General features: G+C 53.6%; 19 protein-coding genes and 1 other annotated feature. Of the genes, 4 read left to right on the top strand and 15 right to left on the bottom strand.

Going from position 1 to position 16,349, the window contains the following annotated elements:
- Positions 1-79 precede the first annotated feature (79 nt).
- From ABLV75_RS10835 to hemP, 3 genes are all read left to right on the top strand, one after another.
- Positions 80-913: a pyruvate, water dikinase regulatory protein gene (locus tag ABLV75_RS10835; RefSeq protein ID WP_004102943.1), complete on the top strand. Its 834-nt coding sequence runs from the start codon at positions 80-82 to the stop codon at positions 911-913.
- A 154-nt stretch (positions 914-1,067) separates the two neighbouring features.
- Positions 1,068-2,114 (top strand): 3-deoxy-7-phosphoheptulonate synthase AroH, encoded by a 1,047-nt coding sequence (gene aroH / locus ABLV75_RS10830; RefSeq protein ID WP_004102944.1) that lies wholly within the window; start codon positions 1,068-1,070, stop codon positions 2,112-2,114.
- 166 nt (positions 2,115-2,280) lie between these two features.
- Positions 2,281-2,460, top strand: a complete 180-nt coding sequence (gene hemP, locus ABLV75_RS10825; protein ID WP_160886036.1) for a hemin uptake protein HemP — start codon at positions 2,281-2,283, stop codon at positions 2,458-2,460.
- Positions 2,461-2,494: 34 nt separating this feature from the next.
- On the opposite strand, the gene selO is transcribed toward hemP, so the two are convergent.
- From selO to ABLV75_RS10805, 4 genes are all read right to left on the bottom strand, one after another.
- Entirely contained in the window at positions 2,495-3,937 is a 1,443-nt protein-coding gene (gene selO, locus ABLV75_RS10820) for a protein adenylyltransferase SelO (RefSeq protein WP_004102947.1), read from the bottom strand.
- Between the two features lie 251 nt (positions 3,938-4,188).
- The gene (locus ABLV75_RS10815; RefSeq protein WP_004102948.1) at positions 4,189-4,653 is read right to left on the bottom strand and encodes an NlpC/P60 family protein; all 465 of its coding nucleotides are present in this window, start codon (positions 4,651-4,653) and stop codon (positions 4,189-4,191) included.
- An 81-nt stretch (positions 4,654-4,734) separates the two neighbouring features.
- Positions 4,735-5,484 carry a vitamin B12 ABC transporter ATP-binding protein BtuD gene (gene btuD / locus ABLV75_RS10810; protein WP_004102950.1) on the bottom strand — a complete coding sequence of 250 codons (750 nt, stop codon included), beginning with the start codon at positions 5,482-5,484 and terminating at the stop codon, positions 4,735-4,737.
- A complete protein-coding gene (locus ABLV75_RS10805; RefSeq protein WP_004102953.1) occupies positions 5,484-6,035 on the bottom strand; it encodes a glutathione peroxidase in 552 nt (183 codons plus the stop codon). Before ABLV75_RS10805 ends, btuD begins: the two co-directional genes overlap by 1 nt.
- A gap of 225 nt (positions 6,036-6,260) precedes the next feature.
- On the opposite strand from ABLV75_RS10805, the gene ABLV75_RS10800 reads away from it, so the two are divergent.
- Positions 6,261-7,061, top strand: a complete 801-nt coding sequence (locus ABLV75_RS10800; protein WP_004102954.1) for a MetQ/NlpA family lipoprotein — start codon at positions 6,261-6,263, stop codon at positions 7,059-7,061.
- 57 nt (positions 7,062-7,118) lie between these two features.
- On the opposite strand, the gene btuC is transcribed toward ABLV75_RS10800, so the two are convergent.
- From btuC to ABLV75_RS10745, 11 genes are all read right to left on the bottom strand, one after another.
- Positions 7,119-8,105, bottom strand: a complete 987-nt coding sequence (gene btuC / locus ABLV75_RS10795) for a vitamin B12 ABC transporter permease BtuC (RefSeq protein WP_029496803.1) — start codon at positions 8,103-8,105, stop codon at positions 7,119-7,121.
- Between the two features lie 96 nt (positions 8,106-8,201).
- Entirely contained in the window at positions 8,202-8,501 is a 300-nt protein-coding gene (ihfA, locus tag ABLV75_RS10790; RefSeq protein WP_004102960.1) for an integration host factor subunit alpha, read from the bottom strand.
- 4 nt (positions 8,502-8,505) lie between these two features.
- The gene (gene pheT / locus ABLV75_RS10785; protein WP_004102961.1) at positions 8,506-10,893 is read right to left on the bottom strand and encodes a phenylalanine--tRNA ligase subunit beta; all 2,388 of its coding nucleotides are present in this window, start codon (positions 10,891-10,893) and stop codon (positions 8,506-8,508) included.
- Between the two features lie 15 nt (positions 10,894-10,908).
- Complete coding sequence (gene pheS / locus ABLV75_RS10780) at positions 10,909-11,892, bottom strand: phenylalanine--tRNA ligase subunit alpha (RefSeq protein WP_004102962.1); 984 nt, start codon at positions 11,890-11,892, stop codon at positions 10,909-10,911.
- Positions 11,893-11,933: 41 nt separating this feature from the next.
- Positions 11,934-12,104, bottom strand: a complete 171-nt coding sequence (locus ABLV75_RS10775; RefSeq protein ID WP_153675267.1) for a hypothetical protein — start codon at positions 12,102-12,104, stop codon at positions 11,934-11,936.
- Positions 12,046-12,171 (bottom strand) — a sequence feature (Phe leader region). (Overlaps the previous gene by 59 nt.)
- On the bottom strand, positions 12,122-12,166 hold the full coding sequence (gene pheM / locus ABLV75_RS10770; protein WP_001386830.1) for a pheST operon leader peptide PheM: 45 nt from the start codon (positions 12,164-12,166) through the stop codon (positions 12,122-12,124). (Overlaps the previous feature by 45 nt.)
- Before the next feature lie 117 nt (positions 12,172-12,288).
- Positions 12,289-12,645 (bottom strand): 50S ribosomal protein L20, encoded by a 357-nt coding sequence (gene rplT / locus ABLV75_RS10765; RefSeq protein WP_004102963.1) that lies wholly within the window; start codon positions 12,643-12,645, stop codon positions 12,289-12,291.
- A gap of 50 nt (positions 12,646-12,695) precedes the next feature.
- Positions 12,696-12,893, bottom strand: coding sequence for a 50S ribosomal protein L35 (rpmI, locus tag ABLV75_RS10760; RefSeq protein WP_001124225.1), 198 nt, complete (start codon positions 12,891-12,893; stop codon positions 12,696-12,698).
- Between the two features lie 96 nt (positions 12,894-12,989).
- On the bottom strand, positions 12,990-13,532 hold the full coding sequence (infC, locus tag ABLV75_RS10755; protein WP_052746887.1) for a translation initiation factor IF-3: 543 nt from the start codon (positions 13,530-13,532) through the stop codon (positions 12,990-12,992).
- A gap of 3 nt (positions 13,533-13,535) precedes the next feature.
- Positions 13,536-15,464 carry a threonine--tRNA ligase gene (thrS, locus tag ABLV75_RS10750; protein ID WP_004102966.1) on the bottom strand — a complete coding sequence of 643 codons (1,929 nt, stop codon included), beginning with the start codon at positions 15,462-15,464 and terminating at the stop codon, positions 13,536-13,538.
- A 440-nt stretch (positions 15,465-15,904) separates the two neighbouring features.
- A complete protein-coding gene (locus ABLV75_RS10745) occupies positions 15,905-16,138 on the bottom strand; it encodes a hypothetical protein (RefSeq protein WP_004103077.1) in 234 nt (77 codons plus the stop codon).
- Positions 16,139-16,349: the final 211 nt, after the last annotated feature.

Raw genomic sequence — 16,349 nt, 5'->3', positions numbered from 1 at the left:
TGAGACAAAGCCTGGAGTGATATGCTTAAATTTAATATCTGCTTTCAGCTAATTAAACTCTTTATACCGGATGGTCAAAATGGAAAGTGCTGTAGATCGCCACGTATTTTATATTTCCGACGGTACCGCTATTACGGCGGAAGTTCTGGGTCATGCGGTCATGTCGCAATTCCCGGTAGCCACCAGCAGCGTAACCCTGCCGTTTGTCGAAAATATCAGCCGCGCGCGCGCCGTGAAGGAACAAATTGACGCCATTTTCCAGCAGACCGGTATTCGACCGCTGGTGTTCTATTCCATCGTGCTGCCGGAGATCCGCGATATCATCGTGCAAAGCGAAGGCTTTTGTCAGGATATTGTTCAGGCGCTGGTGGCCCCCCTGCAGCAGGAGCTACGCCTGGACCCGACGCCAATCGCTCACCGCACCCACGGCCTGACCCCGGGTAACCTGAACAAATACGACGCGCGTATCGCCGCTATCGACTACACCCTTGCTCATGATGACGGGATTTCGCTGCGCAACCTCGATCAGGCCCAGGTGATCCTCCTCGGCGTTTCGCGCTGCGGGAAAACGCCTACCAGCCTGTACCTGGCGATGCAGTACGGTATCCGCGCCGCCAACTACCCGTTTATCGCCGATGATATGGACAATCTGATTCTGCCGGCATCGCTTAAGCCGCTCCAGCACAAACTATTCGGCTTAACTATCAATCCGGAGCGGCTGGCGGCCATCCGCGAAGAGAGACGGGAAAACAGCCGCTATGCTTCTATGCGCCAGTGCCGGATGGAAGTCACCGAAGTTGAAGCGCTGTATCGCAAAAATAAAATCCCTTGCCTGAACAGTACCAATTACTCCGTTGAAGAGATCGCCACCAAAATCATGGATATTATGGGGCTAAGCCGCAGAATGTACTAACACACTAGTACGATATCAAAAAATTGTTTATGCTATCACCCGTGGCCTATACAGGATCATGCCCTGCTCTTGCAATAAGCAGGGATTGGTTTATCGTGATGCGCATCACTTCCCGGCATTTTCGCCGCGGAAGAAACAGATTTTTGAGACCCCAATGAATAAAACAGACGAATTGCGTACCGCGCGCATTGAAAGCCTGGTAACGCCCGCGGAACTGGCGCAACGGCACCCCGTGTCCCCCGATGTTGCCGCCCACGTTTCTGCTTCGCGCCGCCGAATCGAAAAAATTCTCAACGGTGAAGATCGCCGCCTGCTGGTAGTGATCGGTCCCTGTTCCATTCACGATACTGATGCGGCGATGGAGTATGCGCGCAGACTGCAGGGTATGCGCGAACGCTATCAGCCGCAGCTGGAAATCGTGATGCGCACCTATTTTGAGAAGCCCCGTACGGTGGTTGGCTGGAAGGGGCTGATCTCCGACCCCGACCTGAACGGCAGCTACCGGGTGAATCACGGCCTTGAACTGGCGCGTAGCCTGCTGCTGCAGGTGAACGAGCTCGGCGTCCCCACCGCTACCGAGTTTCTCGATATGGTGACCGGACAGTTTATTGCCGATTTGATTAGCTGGGGCGCTATCGGCGCGCGTACAACCGAAAGCCAAATCCATCGCGAAATGGCCTCTGCGCTCTCATGCCCGGTGGGCTTTAAAAACGGTACCGATGGTAATACCCGTATCGCCGTTGATGCCATCCGCGCTTCCCGCGCCAGCCATATGTTCCTGTCGCCGGATAAGCAGGGCCAGATGACCATCTATCAGACCAGCGGGAATCCGTACGGCCATATTATTATGCGCGGTGGTAAAAAACCGAATTACCACGCTGCCGACATCGCCGCCGCCGGAGAAGCGCTGGCAGAGTTCGACCTGCCGGAACAACTGGTGGTGGATTTTAGCCACGGTAATTGCCAGAAACAGCATCGCCGTCAGCTGGAAGTTTGCGCCGATATATGTCAGCAGATCCGCTCGGGCTCGAACGCAATAGCCGGGATCATGGCCGAAAGCTTCCTTAAGGAAGGTACGCAAAAGGTCGTTGCCGGCCAGCCGCTGACCTGGGGACAATCGATTACCGATCCCTGCTTGAGTTGGGAAGACAGCGAACGGCTGCTGGATGAATTAGCCGCCGCAACCGCCACCCGCCTCTAGTCCCCTTCCCCGTCGCGATCGCGGCGGGGAGATTTTTCTCGCCAATGTCCGGCCGGACACCTGCTAAATCTGGTAAAGCGTTAAATAAAGCTTGCCGTCAAAAACAACATTATTGATAATGATTATCATTGTTGCCTTGATTTTTATTTTTAGTGCTATGACGCGTATGGATAACACTGCCACAGCAGAAAAAACAAAAGACAATGCCCCGTATCCCGTTCCGACGGACAAAGAGATAAGCAGCCGGACATTATTAGGCAGCGAAGGACGGGTAGTGATTGAACATGGCGGTCAGCGCTATCTGCTGCGTCAGACTCATTCGGGCAAGCTGATCCTGACCAAATAATGCTCCCCGCCGGTAGAGGCAGGGAGAATGGTGATTAGCTCGAGCAGCTCACTTCAAGGCGCTTTCCCCAGTCCGGAGGACGCTGGCTATACTCATCCGTGCGATCGACAAAAGGCTGAGAAAGTGCGCTATGCAGACGTTCCAGTTCACGCATATCCCCCTGCTCTGCCTGCTCAATGGCTCGTTGAGCCAGCCAGTTGCGCAGCACGATAGCCGGATTCACGCTGCGCATTTGCGCCTGCCTTTGCGCATCGTCAATCTGTTCATCGCGCAGGCGCGCGCGATAAGCGGCAAACCAGCTATCGAACCTCTCACGATCAATAAATTCGTCGCGCAGCGGCGTGGCGGCGCTATCCTGCTCGCTAAGGCTTAGCATCCGGAAGGTCCGCGTATAGTCGTTGCCCTCGCGCTCCATCAGAGTAAACAGGCCGTCCAGCAGCTCGTTATCCCCTTTTTGCTCGGTAAATAATCCCAGCTTGTCGCGCATACGCCGGCCATATGCCGTCAGCAGCGCGTGCTGGTAGTCATCCAGCGCGCCGTTCAGCGCTTCCGCGCTGATAAACGGCGAGAGCGCTTGCGCCAGGCGCTGCAGATTCCATAGTCCTACCGCCGGCTGATGATCAAAGCTATAGCGCCCCTGATAGTCGGAATGATTGCAAATAAAGCCAGGCTGAAAATCATCAAGGAAGCCGTACGGGCCGTAATCCATCGTCAGTCCGAGGATCGACATATTATCGGTATTCATCACCCCGTGGGCGAAGCCGACCGTTTGCCAGCTGGCAATCATCTCCGCGGTTCTGGTGACAACATCCCTGAACCACACAATGTATTTATCCGCTTCATTTTGCAGATGAGGCCAGTGGTGGCGAATCACATAATCCGCCAGCAGCTGTACTTTTTGCGGCTCGCGGCGATAGTAAAAGTGCTCAAAATGGCCAAAACGCACGTGGCTTTCCGCCAGGCGCATCAGCATTGCCCCTTGCTCGACGGTTTCGCGGTACACCGGCGTATCGCTGGCGACCATTGCCAGAGCGCGGGTGGTGGGAATACCCAGCGCATGCATCGCTTCCGAGGCCAGCCCTTCGCGGATCGTTGAGCGCAGCACCGCCCGCCCGTCTCCCATGCGCGAATAGGGTGTCAGCCCGGCGCCCTTCAGGTGCCAGTCAACGCGGCGGCCATCGGCCAACTGCTGTTCGCCGAGCAGAATACCGCGCCCGTCGCCGAGCTGTCCGGCCCACGAGCCGAACTGGTGGCCGCTGTAGACCTGCGCCAACGGCGACATCCCCGGCAGCAGCGCTTCGCCGCCCCATACGCCAGCGCCCTTGTCCAGGTTAAACAACGACTCGGGAATGCCCAGCTCTTGCGCCAGCGGCGCGTTATGCCAGACAAGGCGCGTGTTCTCCAGCGGCGTGGGGGCTAATGCAGTGTAAAAATCCGGCAGTTCATCACGCCAGTGGGTAGTAAAAGACAGGGTCATGTTTCCTCCTGCCTTCAGTGTAGTGCCTTCAACAAATTATTAACACGGGGCGAGTGCGGGGTTATTGCAATAATAAGCCGCACGGGGATTTAGCACGCTTCTGCCATTGCCCGGTAGCGTACCGGGAAGAGACGCGGATCGGCTGGTCTAATTTGGGGGGGATAGCTGAATCGGCAAGCATGGAGCGCTATCTCTCAGCCGCTTTGCCATGATGAGCAGGGAGACAGGGGCTCCCTGCTCATTAGCTAACGTTAGATCCTGCGCGCCTGCCAGAAATTTTTATGCCAGTAGACATTATCCAGCGATGAACGCGTGACGCCCTGGCTGGTGGAAGCATGAATAAACTGGTTATCCGTGTCGTAAATACCGACGTGCAGACCGCTCTCGCCGGATCCGGTTTTGAAGAAGACCAGATCCCCGGGCAGCAGTTCGCTCTTATCGATTTTAGTGCCGATTTCCGCCTGTTCGCGGGTTTCACGCGGCAGCTGTAACGCAAATTTATCGCGAAACGTCATCAGCACGAACCCCGAGCAATCAACGCCGCGCGGCGACATTCCGCCGTAGCGATACGGCGCTCCCCGCCAGTTCCTTAACTGCTCATTCAGGTTGGCAACGACGGTAATCGAATCAGCCAGCCGCGGATTTGGCGGCGGTGCACGGTGACTGCTACAACCCGCGAGAAATAACGCAACGCACAAAACGAGCCAGAAACGCATCTCAGACGAATCCTCTGTTCCCTATCCGGTTATCGGAATAATTTACCTTGTTTATCAATTCGCTGGCAAGCTGACTGCGTGCTACTGTGACGCAACGAGCATAAGATGACCCGCCACCTCAACCCGCTGAAACTCCATGGCATAGGCAGCGGTTAAATTCTCCTCGCTTAACACTTCCGCGGTGCTGCCGCAGGCGATAGTTTGCCCCTGACAGATAAGCCAGGAGTTGTGGGCGTGCCGGAGAGTATGATTAAGATCGTGGCTGCTCATGACGATGGCAATGCCTGATGCGCAGAGTTCGCTAAGCAGTCGATCGAGCGCGGCCTGCTGCGCCACGTCCAGGCTGTTCATCGGTTCATCCAGCAATAACAGTTGACCGGACGCGTTAGCCTGACGATGAATCTGCAGTATCACCGCCGCCAGGCGCACGCGCTGCCACTCCCCACCGGAGATGTGATTCACCTGACGTCCAAGCTTATCGCCTAAGCCCAGCTTCTGCGCAATGGCCGTCAGGAGTCCGTTTTGCGCCTCGTTCTGCAGATGCAGCGACAGGTAATGCCAGACCGGCATGGCGAAAGGCGGCATCTGGTGCTGGCTTAAGTAGGCGCGATGACGCGCCAGCTCCTGCGCCGGCCAGTCATTCAGAAGACGTTCATTCAGTCTTACCTGCCCCGGGCCGGTAGAGAGCCCCGCCATACGTGCCAGCAATGTGCTTTTCCCCGCCCCGTTTGGCCCCACCAGATGAATAATCTCACCCGGTCTGATATCGGCTGAAAACGGCGCCAGCCGTCCTGGCTCTTCGACATCCTGTAGCTGCATCAAAAACGGCATTATTTCGCTAATGCTCCTTTAATAGCGGCCACCAGCTGCGGGTCATCCGGCGTCATATCCGGAGAGAAACGACCGATAACCTGGCCGTCGCGGCCAATCAGGAATTTTTCAAAGTTCCACAGAATGTCGTCGACATACAGCGGCGCGCGGCCTTTACTGGCCATGCGTTCATAGAAACCGCTGCCTGCTGGAGCAACGGCCTGAGGCGCCGCCGCAATCAGCTTTTGATACAACGGCGCGCGATGTTCGCCGTTGACGTCAATTTTGCTGAACATCGGGAAGGTCACGCCGTAAGTCGTACTGCAGAACGTTTTAATCTCCTCTTCGCTGCCCGGCTCCTGCCCCAAAAACTGGTTGCAGGGAAAGCCCAGCACGCTGAAACCTTCGCTTTCTAAATCCTTTTGCAGCGCTTCCAGTTGCTCATACTGCGGCGTCAGGCCGCATTTTGACGCAACGTTAACGATCAACAGCACTTTGCCTGCCCACGGAGCAAGCGTTGTTTTCTCACCATCGATAGTGGTGACATCAGTATTAAGAATATCGTGTTGCATAGCCTTCCCTCAGTGAATAAAACCGGTGACTGCTTCAGGTGATCTCTATCTACTGTAGCGGATTCAGACCAGGGCATTCTACCTGGAATCGCCCTGGAGTGTCTCTTGATGTAACAGGCTGCGCAACATGAATTCATCTCAACACCGGTACAGAGCAATTCAGTGTACAGTGGTGAATGGATGTAATAGCATTTCGTTAATTGTTAATTTGAGAGAGTTTTATTGATGAAAAAGATGTTTAGCACCGTGTTAATTGCGGCCTCCGTCGCGCTGTTATCGGCCTGCTCGCCGGATGAAGATAATAAAGTTAAAGTCGCGATCAATACCGGGCCGGATGAGGCTATCTGGAAAGTCGTAGAACAGGTGGCTAAAGAGAAATACAACCTCGACGTGGAGGTCATCTCTTTTAATGATTACGTCCTGCCGAACGAAGCGTTAAACAATAAAGACGTTGATGCTAACGCCTTCCAGACGCTGCCTTACCTTGAAGCGCAATCAAAAGAACGCGGCTATAAGTTTGCGATTGTCGGTAAAACCTTCGTCTTCCCGATCGCCGCTTACTCGAAGAAAATCAAAAATATTAGCGAACTGCCTGACGGCGCGACGATCTCCATTTCTAACGAAACCACCACCCTGGGCCGCAGTTTGCTGTTGCTACAGGCGCAGGGCTTGATCAAGCTGAAAGACGGGACAGGCTACCTGCCGACGACGCTGGATATTATTGATAATCCTAAACAGCTGAAGATTGTGGAAGTCGACACGCCGCAGCTGACCCGTACGCTTGACGACCCGAACGTCGCCCTGTCGATTATTAATACCAATTTCTCCGCGCAGGCTGGTCTGTCCGCCGCTCGCGATGGGTTATTTATGGAGGGGCCGGACTCTCCGTACGTCAACGCCATTGTTGCGCGCGAAGATAATAAAGACAGTAAAAAAGTTCAGGAACTGAAAGAGGCCTTCCAGACGCAAGCCGTTGCCGACAAGGCAGCGGAAGTCTATAAAGGCGATGCGATTAAGGGCTGGTAATGGATCGGCCGCATACAGAGGCGGCAACAAGCCAGCCCCTGTCTGTATGGCCGCCCGTTAATGCGGGCGGCCTGATTTAAGCAATAACCAGATAAACACCGGCGCCCCCAGGGTGGCGGTCACTACGCCAATAGGCAGCTCCGCCGCAGATAGCGCCAGCCGCGCGACGATATCCGCCCCCAGCAGCGCGCTGGCGCCCGCCAGCAGACAAGCCGGAAGCAGTACGCGGTGATCGCTCAAACCACATAAACGCAGAATATGCGGGATAACCAGACCGATAAAGCCAATCGCTCCGGCCAGCGCCACGCTGACGCCCACCAGCCAACCGGTCGCGACCACCAGCACCTTTCGCCATAACCACAGCGGAAGCCCCAGTTGACGCGCTGAAACCTCCCCCAGCGCGAGCAAATTAAGCGGCTGCGATTGCAGGCATCCCCAGGCCAGTACCGGCAGCAGCGCCAGCATCAACCACAGCTGCTGCCAGTCTACGCCGCCAAATCCGCCCATCATCCAGTACATCAGCTGGCGGAGATCGAAAGAGGTAGAGAAATAGACTGCCCAGGTCATCAGCGCGCTACAAATAATACCGAGCGCCACACCCGCCAGCAGCAGACGGCTGGTAGACAGGTGCCGCCGGGCAAAACGTAGCAAAATAAAGGTTATGACCAGCGCGCCCGCGATTGCACACAGCCCCAGCGCCCAACCAGGAAGCAGTCCTTTTCCCAGCAATACGGCAGCAATCAGGCCGACTCCAGCGCCGTTTGAGACCCCCAGCAGGCCGGGCTCCGCCAGCGGGTTTTCAAACAGCGCCTGCATAATCGCCCCGGAAAGCGCCAGCGCGGCTCCCACCAGCAGAACGGCCAGGGTGCGCGGCAGACGTATCTGCCAGATAAACAGCTCACCTTTGGCGCTAAACCATTCGCCGGGGCCAATCCACTGGTCGCCCGCGCACAGGCTAATGGTTGACGTAGCCAGCAGCAGCAAGGTTAATACGGCAAGCCAGCGCCGGCTGCGGCGCCGTTGAATTTGAGCAAAGGTCAGCATAGATTTCTGCATCGGGGAAAAGGATGTGATTGATTTTACGGTATTCGGCGAAGAAAAGAAAAAAGGCCGCATCGCGGCCTTTTTAGTTAGTTCAGATTATTTGTCTCTGGGTGACGCATTTTCGACGCGGCTTTTTAGCTTCTGGCCAGGTCTGAAAGTCACCACTCGCCGGGCTGTAATAGGGATATCCTCTCCCGTTTTCGGGTTACGGCCCGGGCGTTGGTTTTTATCACGCAAATCGAAGTTGCCGAACCCGGAGAGCTTTACCTGCTCCCCGTTTTCCAGAGCGCGACGGACCTCTTCGAAAAACAACTCTACCAGCTCTTTGGCATCCCGCTTGCTAAGCCCAAGCTTATCAAACAGATATTCTGACATTTCAGCTTTTGTAAGCGCCATAGGTTCAATCCCTCAATGATGCCTGGAATCGCTCTTTCAATGCCTCTACACATTTGGCGACGGTAGCGGCAATCTCCTCTTCTTCGAGTGTACGGCTGGTATCCTGGAGGATAAGGCTGATAGCGAGGCTCTTGAAACCTTCCGCTACGCCCTTGCCGCGGTACACGTCAAATAAGTTTACGCCAACTACCTGATTTACGCCAACTTTCTTACACTCGGCTAAAACATCGGCAGCGGGAACGTTTTCTGCCACAACGACGGCGATGTCGCGACGGTTCGCCGGGAAGCGAGAAACTTCACGCGCCTGAGGCACCACGCGGTCTGCAAGCTTGTTCCACTCCAGTTCAAATACCAGAGTGCGACCGTTCAGATCCAGTTTACGTTCCAGCTCGGGATGAACAACCCCAATAAAACCAATACGTTCACCTTTCAGATAAATCGCTGCCGACTGGCCCGGATGAAGCGCATTATTAGCTTCGATACGGAATTCGATGTCGGACAGCTTACCGGTCAGGTCGAGTACAGACTCAAGATCGCCTTTTACATCATAGAAATCGACGGTCTCTTTTGCCAGGTTCCAGTGTTCTTCATAGCGGTTGCCGCAGATAACGCCAGCCAGCATCAGATCCTGACGAATACCCAGCGGAGCCTGGGTATCAGGCACAAAGCGTAAACCGCTCTCAAAGATGCGTACGCGGTTCTGCTGACGATTCTGGTTGTAGACCACCGTTGCTAACAGACCGGTCCACAAGGAGAGGCGCATCGCCGACATTTCGCTGGAGATCGGGCTCGGCAGAATCAGCGCTTCCTCGCCGGCGTGGATCCACTGCTGTACTTTCGGATCGACAAAGCTATAGGTAATCACTTCCTGGTAGCCTTTGTCATTAAGCAACGTTTTCACGCGCTTAAGCGACAGATCCGCTTCGCGGTGGGTGCCCATAATCAGGCCCGCTTGTACCGGTTCATCAGGAATATTGTTATAGCCATAGACGCGGGCAACCTCTTCAACCAGGTCTTCTTCGATCTCCATGTCGAAACGCCAGCTCGGCGCCACGGCATGCCACTCATCCTGTCCTTCGGTAACTTCACAGCCCAGACGACGCAGAATGTCGCTAACCTGCGTATCTTCAATGTGATGGCCAATCAGACGATCCAGTTTGCTGCGGCGCAGACGGATGGTCGCAGGTTTCGGCAGAGTCGCTTCATTGGTAACGTCAATAATCGGGCCCGCTTCACCGCCGCAAATATCCATCAGCAGGCGGGTAGCACGCTCCATTGCCTGATACTGCAACGCGGAGTCCACGCCGCGCTCGTAGCGGTGCGAAGCGTCGGTATGCAGGCCATGGCGGCGGGCGCGGCCGGTAATGGATAGCGGACTAAAGAACGCGCATTCCAGCAGAACGTTTTGCGTTTCATCGTTTACGCCGGAGTGCTCGCCGCCAAAAATACCGCCCATGGCGAGGGCTTTCTGGTGGTCAGCGATAACCAGAGTATCGCTATCCAGCTTCGCCTCGGAGCCGTCGAGCAGAACCAGCGTTTCACCTTCATGCGCCATACGTACGATGATTCCGCCTTCAATGCGGTCTTTATCGAATGCGTGCATCGGTTGACCGAGCTCAAGCAGAACGTAATTGGTCACGTCAACCACGGCATCGATGGAGCGAATACCGCAGCGGCGCAGCTTCTCTTTCATCCATAGCGGCGTCGGCGCTTTGACATTGATGCCTTTTACCACACGCCCCAGATAGCGAGGACACGCTTCCGGCGCGTCAACCTGGATTGGCAGAACATCGTCGATGGTGGCGGCAACCGGAGCCATTTCCGGGACATTCAAAGGCGCCTTGTTGAGCACGGCAACATCGCGGGCCACGCCGATAATTCCCAGGCAGTCGGCACGGTTTGGCGTGACGCTGATTTCGATAGTGTTATCGTCAAGCTTCAGGTATTCACGAATATCGGTACCCAGCGGCGCGTCGGCAGGCAGTTCGATAATACCGCTGTGATCGTCGGAAATTCCCAGTTCGGAGAAGGAGCACAGCATGCCTTCCGACGGTTCGCCGCGCAGCTTTGCCGCTTTAATTTTAAAATCGCCCGGCAGAACGGCGCCGATGGTAGCAACAGCAACCTTCAGGCCCTGACGGCAGTTTGGCGCGCCGCAGACGATGTCCAGCAGACGTTCTCCGCCGACGTTAATTTTTGTGACGCGCAGTTTATCGGCATTCGGGTGCTGAGCGCACTCAACCACTTCGCCAACGACAACGCCGTTAAAGCTGCCCGCCACCGGCTCTACGCCGTCAACCTCAAGGCCGGCCATCGTTATCTGATCCGACAGCGCTTCGCTATCGATGGCCGGGTTAACCCACTCGCGTAACCACAGTTCACTGAATTTCATTGTTCTGTCCTGCCCTTATTTAAACTGTTTGAGGAAACGCAGATCGTTTTCGAAGAACGCGCGTAAGTCGGTCACGCCATAGCGCAGCATGGTCAGGCGCTCCATACCCATGCCGAAGGCAAAGCCGGAATAGATTTCCGGATCGATGCCCACGTTACGCAGCACGTTTGGATGCACCATACCGCAGCCGAGCACTTCCAGCCATTTACCGTTTTTACCCATTACGTCAACTTCTGCAGACGGCTCAGTGAACGGGAAATAGGACGGACGAAAACGAATCTGCAGGTCTTCTTCAAAGAAGTTACGCAGGAAATCGTGCAGCGTTCCCTTCAGGTTGGTGAAGCTGATGTTAGTGTCAACGATCAGACCTTCCATCTGATGGAACATCGGGGTATGCGTCTGATCGTAGTCGTTACGATACACGCGGCCGGGGGCAATAATGCGGATTGGCGGCTGCTGATTAGCCATGGTGCGGATCTGTACGCCTGATGTTTGCGTGCGCAGCAGGCGCGTGGCATCAAACCAGAAAGTGTCGTGGTCAGCGCGTGCCGGGTGGTGGCCTGGAATATTCAGCGCATCGAAGTTGTGATAATCATCTTCGATCTCCGGGCCAGTCGCGACGGTAAAACCGAGCTCACCGAAGAAACTTTCAATACGATCGATGGTACGGGTCACCGGATGCAGGCCACCGTTCTCGATACGACGCCCCGGCAGAGAGACATCAATGGTTTCCGAGGCCAGACGCGCGTTGAGCGCTGCGCTTTCGAGCGCTGACTTGCGCGCGTTAAGCGCCTGCTGGACCTGCTCTTTCGCTTCGTTGATAACCGCACCGGCTGCCGGACGCTCTTCAGCAGGCAGCTCACGCAGGGTCGTCATCTGAAGGGTCAGGAGACCTTTTTTACCCAGGTATTCCACGCGGACGTTGTCCAGCGCAGCAACATCTGATGCCTCGTTAATGGCTGCCTTCGCACTGGCAACCAGCTCTGCGAGATGTGACATGGTTTTCCTCATTATGTCGGTGCAGACACCGGTTATGGTTATTATTTTGCTCTCACTATTTCGAGCCGCAGACGGCGGGCAATCCGCCCGTTGTCAGAATGACCAGGGCCAGCCACTCGTCTGGGGCTTGAAATAGAACAAGCCAGTTCAGATACAAAAAAAGCCTCCACAGTGGGAGGCTTTTTGGCGCTGTTTTCCGTTTCTTCTTTCACGCGCTAGCCTCCTGAGTTCAGGTGCTAAAGTAAAAAAAGAAGCGGAAAATAGCAGCATTCATGCTTGCATTACCTTGTCTGGTAAAAACGTAAGAACGATATTGAAAAGCTTACGCGAATAAAAGTCAATGTATTGATAGTCTTGAAACGAAAAGAGGGAGACAAGCTCCCTCTTTCAACTGGCTTATGCCAGAGCTGCTTTCGCTTTTTCGACCAGCGCGGTGAACGCTAATTTGTCGAATACTGCGATGTCAGCCAGGATCTTACGGTCGATTTCAACAGAGGCTTTTTTCAGGCCGTTGATGAATTTGCTGTAAGAAATACCGTTCTGACGTGCTGCTGCGTTGATACGCGCAATCCACAGTTGACGGAACTGACGCTTTTTCTGACGACGGTCACGATAAGCGTACTGACCAGCTTTGATAACAGCCTGGAAGGCAACGCGGTATACGCGAGAACGCGCACCGTAGTAGCCTTTAGCTTGTTTCAAAATTTTCTTGTGACGTGCACGGGCAACTACACCACGTTTTACGCGAGCCATATGTGCTCTCCTGTATCTATTCTAATTAAAAAGTTAAAAGGGTTAACGACTTATGCGTACGGCAGGCACGCGATGACCAGGCCCAGATCGCCTTTGGAAACCATGGCTTTCGGACGCAGGTGACGTTTACGCTTGGTAGCTTTTTTGGTCAGAATGTGACGCAGGTTAGCGTGCTTGTGCTTAAAACCACCTTTACCGGTTTTTTTGAAGCGCTTAGCAGCACCGCGTACGGTCTTAATTTTTGGCATTTTAATAACTTCCACTTCGCATTGTTAATAAACGAAACATAGGCGAACAACGGCTGTGGAACCCGCAGGCTCCACAGACATTGCTACTTGAAGGCCTTACTGTTTCTTCTTAGGAGCGAGCACCATGATCATCTGGCGGCCTTCGATCTTCGTTGGGAAGGATTCGACTACTGCCAGTTCACTCAGATCGTCACGGACGCGGGTAAGCACTTCCATACCGATCTGTTGGTGGGCCATCTCACGGCCGCGAAAACGCAGCGTGATCTTGGCCTTATCGCCATCTTCCAGAAAGCGAATCAGGCTGCGGAGTTTTACCTGATAATCGCCATCGTCGGTGCCAGGACGGAACTTAATTTCCTTAACCTGGATAACTTTTTGCTTTTTCTTCTGTTCCTTAGAAGACTTGCTCTTTTCATAAAGGAACTTGCCGTAGTCCATGATACGACAAACTGGCGGTTCGGCGTTAGGGCTGATTTCAACTAAATCTACTCCAGCTTCTTCAGCTTTTTCGATTGCTTCTCTCAGACTCACAATACCCAAAGCTTCGCCTTCCAGACCAGTTAAGCGAACTTCCAGGGCGCGAATCTCGCCATTAATACGATTCGGACGTGCCGTTTGAACTCGTTTTCCGCCTTTAATACCTTATTCCTCCAGTTGTTTTAGACTGCGGCTGCGAATCTCTTGTTGCAGCTTCTCGATAACTTCATTTACGTCCAGGCTGCCCAAGTCTTTGCCACGACGGGTACGCACGGCGACTTTGCCGGCTTCTACCTCTTTGTCGCCACAGACCAACATGTAAGGGACACGACGTAAAGTGTGCTCGCGGATTTTAAAGCCTATCTTCTCATTTCTCAAGTCTGCTTTTACGCGAATGCCCGCATTTTGTAGTTTACGCGTCAATTCGTTAACGTATTCAGCCTGAGAATCAGTAATATTCATGACCACAACCTGCACCGGCGCAAGCCAGCTTGGGAAGAAGCCCGCAAACTCTTCGGTCAGGATGCCGATGAAGCGCTCCAGCGAACCAAGAATTGCGCGGTGAATCATTACCGGAACCTGTCGTTCGTTATTTTCACCCACATAAGAGGCGCTTAAACGCTGCGGCAGGGAGAAGTCCAGCTGTACAGTACCGCACTGCCATGCACGATCGAGGCAGTCATACAGGGTAAATTCAATTTTCGGACCGTAGAACGCGCCTTCACCCAGCTGATACTCAAACGGGATGTTGTTCTCTTCCAGCGCAACGGCCAGATCCGCTTCAGCACGATCCCAGGTCTCATCGCTACCGATGCGTTTTTCCGGGCGAGTCGACAGTTTGACGACGATTTTCTCGAAGCCAAAGGTGCTGTACATATCGTAGACCATACGAATACAGGCGTTCACTTCATCGCGAACCTGATCTTCAGTACAGAAGATATGGGCGTCGTCCTGAGTAAAGCCACGTACGCGCATCAGGCCATGCAGCGCGCCTGACGGTTCGTTACGATGGCAGCTACCGAATTCGGCCATACGTAACGGCAGATCGCGGTAGGATTTCAGACCCTGGTTGAAGATCTGTACGTGACCCGGGCAGTTCATCGGCTTGATGCAGTATTCACGGTTCTCGGAAGACGTGGTGAACATCGCATCTTTATAGTTGTCCCAGTGGCCGGTTTTTTCCCACAGCACACGGTCCATCATAAACGGACCTTTAACTTCCTGATACTGGTACTCTTTCAGCTTAGAACGCACAAAAGTTTCCAGTTCGCGGAAGATAGTCCAGCCATCGTTATGCCAGAATACCATACCCGGCGCCTCTTCCTGCATATGATACAGGTCGAGCTGCTTGCCGATTTTACGGTGATCGCGCTTAGCGGCTTCTTCCAGACGCTGCAGATAGGCATTTAAGGCTTTTTTATCTGCCCATGCGGTCCCGTAGATGCGCTGCAGCATTTTATTGTTGCTATCGCCGCGCCAGTAGGCGCCAGCGGTCTTCATCAGTTTGAAGTGATGACAGAAACGCATATTCGGCACATGCGGTCCACGGCACATATCGACATATTCTTCATGATGATACAAACCGGGTTTGTCATCATGAGCAATGTTTTCATCAAGAATGGAGACTTTATAGCTCTCGCCGCGCTTCACGAAGGTTTCACGCGCTTCGTGCCAGCTGACTTTCTTCTTAATGACGTCGTAGTTTTTCTCGGCGAGCTCGTGCATACGCTTTTCGAGCGCGTCGATATCTTCCTGGGTCAGGGTATGGTCCAGATCGACATCATAGTAAAAACCATTGTCGACAACCGGGCCGATCGCCATTTTGGTATTTGGCCACAGCTGTTTAATTGCGTGCCCTAAAAGGTGCGCACAGGAGTGACGAATAATCTCAAGACCATCTTCATCTTTCGCGGTGATGATAGAGAGCGTCGCGTCGTTTTCAATTAAGTCACAGGCGTCGACCAGCTCGCCGTTGACACGACCCGCAATGGTGGCTTTCGCCAGACCGGGGCCAATATCCAAAGCGACGTCCATCGGGCTCACAGCATGATCAAAATGGCGTTGGCTGCCATCAGGAAGCGTAATTACAGGCATTTCATGTCCTTATTTGCAGTGGTGCCCCACACGAAAGAGCACATACAAAACAATATAATCATAATTATCAACATGTTCCGGCTCAGTTCCCGCTTCACTCTGCGAAAATATGTGCACGCTCGTTCACCGACGCGTACCCACCTGCAGCCGCCTGTTGATAACACCGACGGTTAGTTTACACATCATTACTGCGTGATTAAAGTCACATGAGACTAAATGGTTATTGTTGATGGGAAAAAAAGGGGGGCGCGACTAACGCAGCGTAATTCTTTCGCAACAAGATGCACAACGCAGGACGGGATGACCCATAAAGGATATTTATGATTTCACATAAATAGTGAATGTTTAACCGAAAACGCGCAAAGCAAAACCGGTACAACATTACCCGGTTTGCTGCTTCACGAAATAATTAAAGGGGGATGTTAAATGGTGATGAAATATCAGGACCATTCCCCGGCAACAAGTTTATGAACATCAAAAGCATCGTTCATTGACTGCCCGGTTGATTGTGAACCCGGCGCAATGTTGGAACCCGCTTCGACATCGGTGGCTTTAGCAATGCCAACTTGCGTATGATCGTTATTACCCGGCTGCGGTGCGGGAGCGGCGGCAAATGCGCCAAAAGACAGCGTGCACAGCATCACGGCCGCGAGTGCGATTTTGCTATTTCTCATGATAGTCATTCTCTTATTTGTTTCAGGTAATAGAACGGAATCGTTATCTCCGCCTGTGTTCCACAGTATAGATCCAGATCACATTTTTGTCCGACCCAATATTTATCTTTTCGTGTCAAATTAACTGCATATTTGTCAGCAAAAAGACAATTATGAGGAAATTATGAAGGCCGGTTCTTTTTATAAAAAACAAAACAAGAGACCAAAAATA

The organism is Klebsiella sp. CN_Kp066, from assembly GCF_040065135.1.
Lineage (GTDB): Bacteria > Pseudomonadota > Gammaproteobacteria > Enterobacterales > Enterobacteriaceae > Klebsiella > Klebsiella oxytoca.
The sequence above is the reverse complement of the archived record's forward strand: the minus strand, read 5'-3'. Positions and strand labels throughout refer to the sequence as shown.

Bases quoted from the DNA above. Each gene is read 5' to 3' on its own strand.
- selO (WP_004102947.1), bottom strand. From the start codon at position 3,937: ATGACCCTGTCTTTTACTACCCACTGGCGTGATGAACTGCCGGATTTT.
- ABLV75_RS10800 (WP_004102954.1), top strand. From the start codon at position 6,261: ATGAAAAAGATGTTTAGCACCGTGTTAATTGCGGCCTCCGTCGCGCTG.
- thrS (WP_004102966.1), bottom strand. From the start codon at position 15,464: ATGCCTGTAATTACGCTTCCTGATGGCAGCCAACGCCATTTTGATCAT.
- rpmI (WP_001124225.1), bottom strand. From the start codon at position 12,893: ATGCCAAAAATTAAGACCGTACGCGGTGCTGCTAAGCGCTTCAAAAAA.
- pheS (WP_004102962.1), bottom strand. From the start codon at position 11,892: ATGTCACATCTCGCAGAGCTGGTTGCCAGTGCGAAGGCAGCCATTAAC.
- hemP (WP_160886036.1), top strand. From the start codon at position 2,281: ATGGATAACACTGCCACAGCAGAAAAAACAAAAGACAATGCCCCGTAT.
- rplT (WP_004102963.1), bottom strand. From the start codon at position 12,645: ATGGCTCGCGTAAAACGTGGTGTAGTTGCCCGTGCACGTCACAAGAAA.
- aroH (WP_004102944.1), top strand. From the start codon at position 1,068: ATGAATAAAACAGACGAATTGCGTACCGCGCGCATTGAAAGCCTGGTA.
- ihfA (WP_004102960.1), bottom strand. From the start codon at position 8,501: ATGGCGCTTACAAAAGCTGAAATGTCAGAATATCTGTTTGATAAGCTT.
- ABLV75_RS10805 (WP_004102953.1), bottom strand. From the start codon at position 6,035: ATGCAACACGATATTCTTAATACTGATGTCACCACTATCGATGGTGAG.
- ABLV75_RS10835 (WP_004102943.1), top strand. From the start codon at position 80: ATGGAAAGTGCTGTAGATCGCCACGTATTTTATATTTCCGACGGTACC.
- ABLV75_RS10815 (WP_004102948.1), bottom strand. From the start codon at position 4,653: ATGCGTTTCTGGCTCGTTTTGTGCGTTGCGTTATTTCTCGCGGGTTGT.
- btuC (WP_029496803.1), bottom strand. From the start codon at position 8,105: ATGCTGACCTTTGCTCAAATTCAACGGCGCCGCAGCCGGCGCTGGCTT.
- pheT (WP_004102961.1), bottom strand. From the start codon at position 10,893: ATGAAATTCAGTGAACTGTGGTTACGCGAGTGGGTTAACCCGGCCATC.
- btuD (WP_004102950.1), bottom strand. From the start codon at position 5,484: ATGCCGTTTTTGATGCAGCTACAGGATGTCGAAGAGCCAGGACGGCTG.
- ABLV75_RS10745 (WP_004103077.1), bottom strand. From the start codon at position 16,138: ATGAGAAATAGCAAAATCGCACTCGCGGCCGTGATGCTGTGCACGCTG.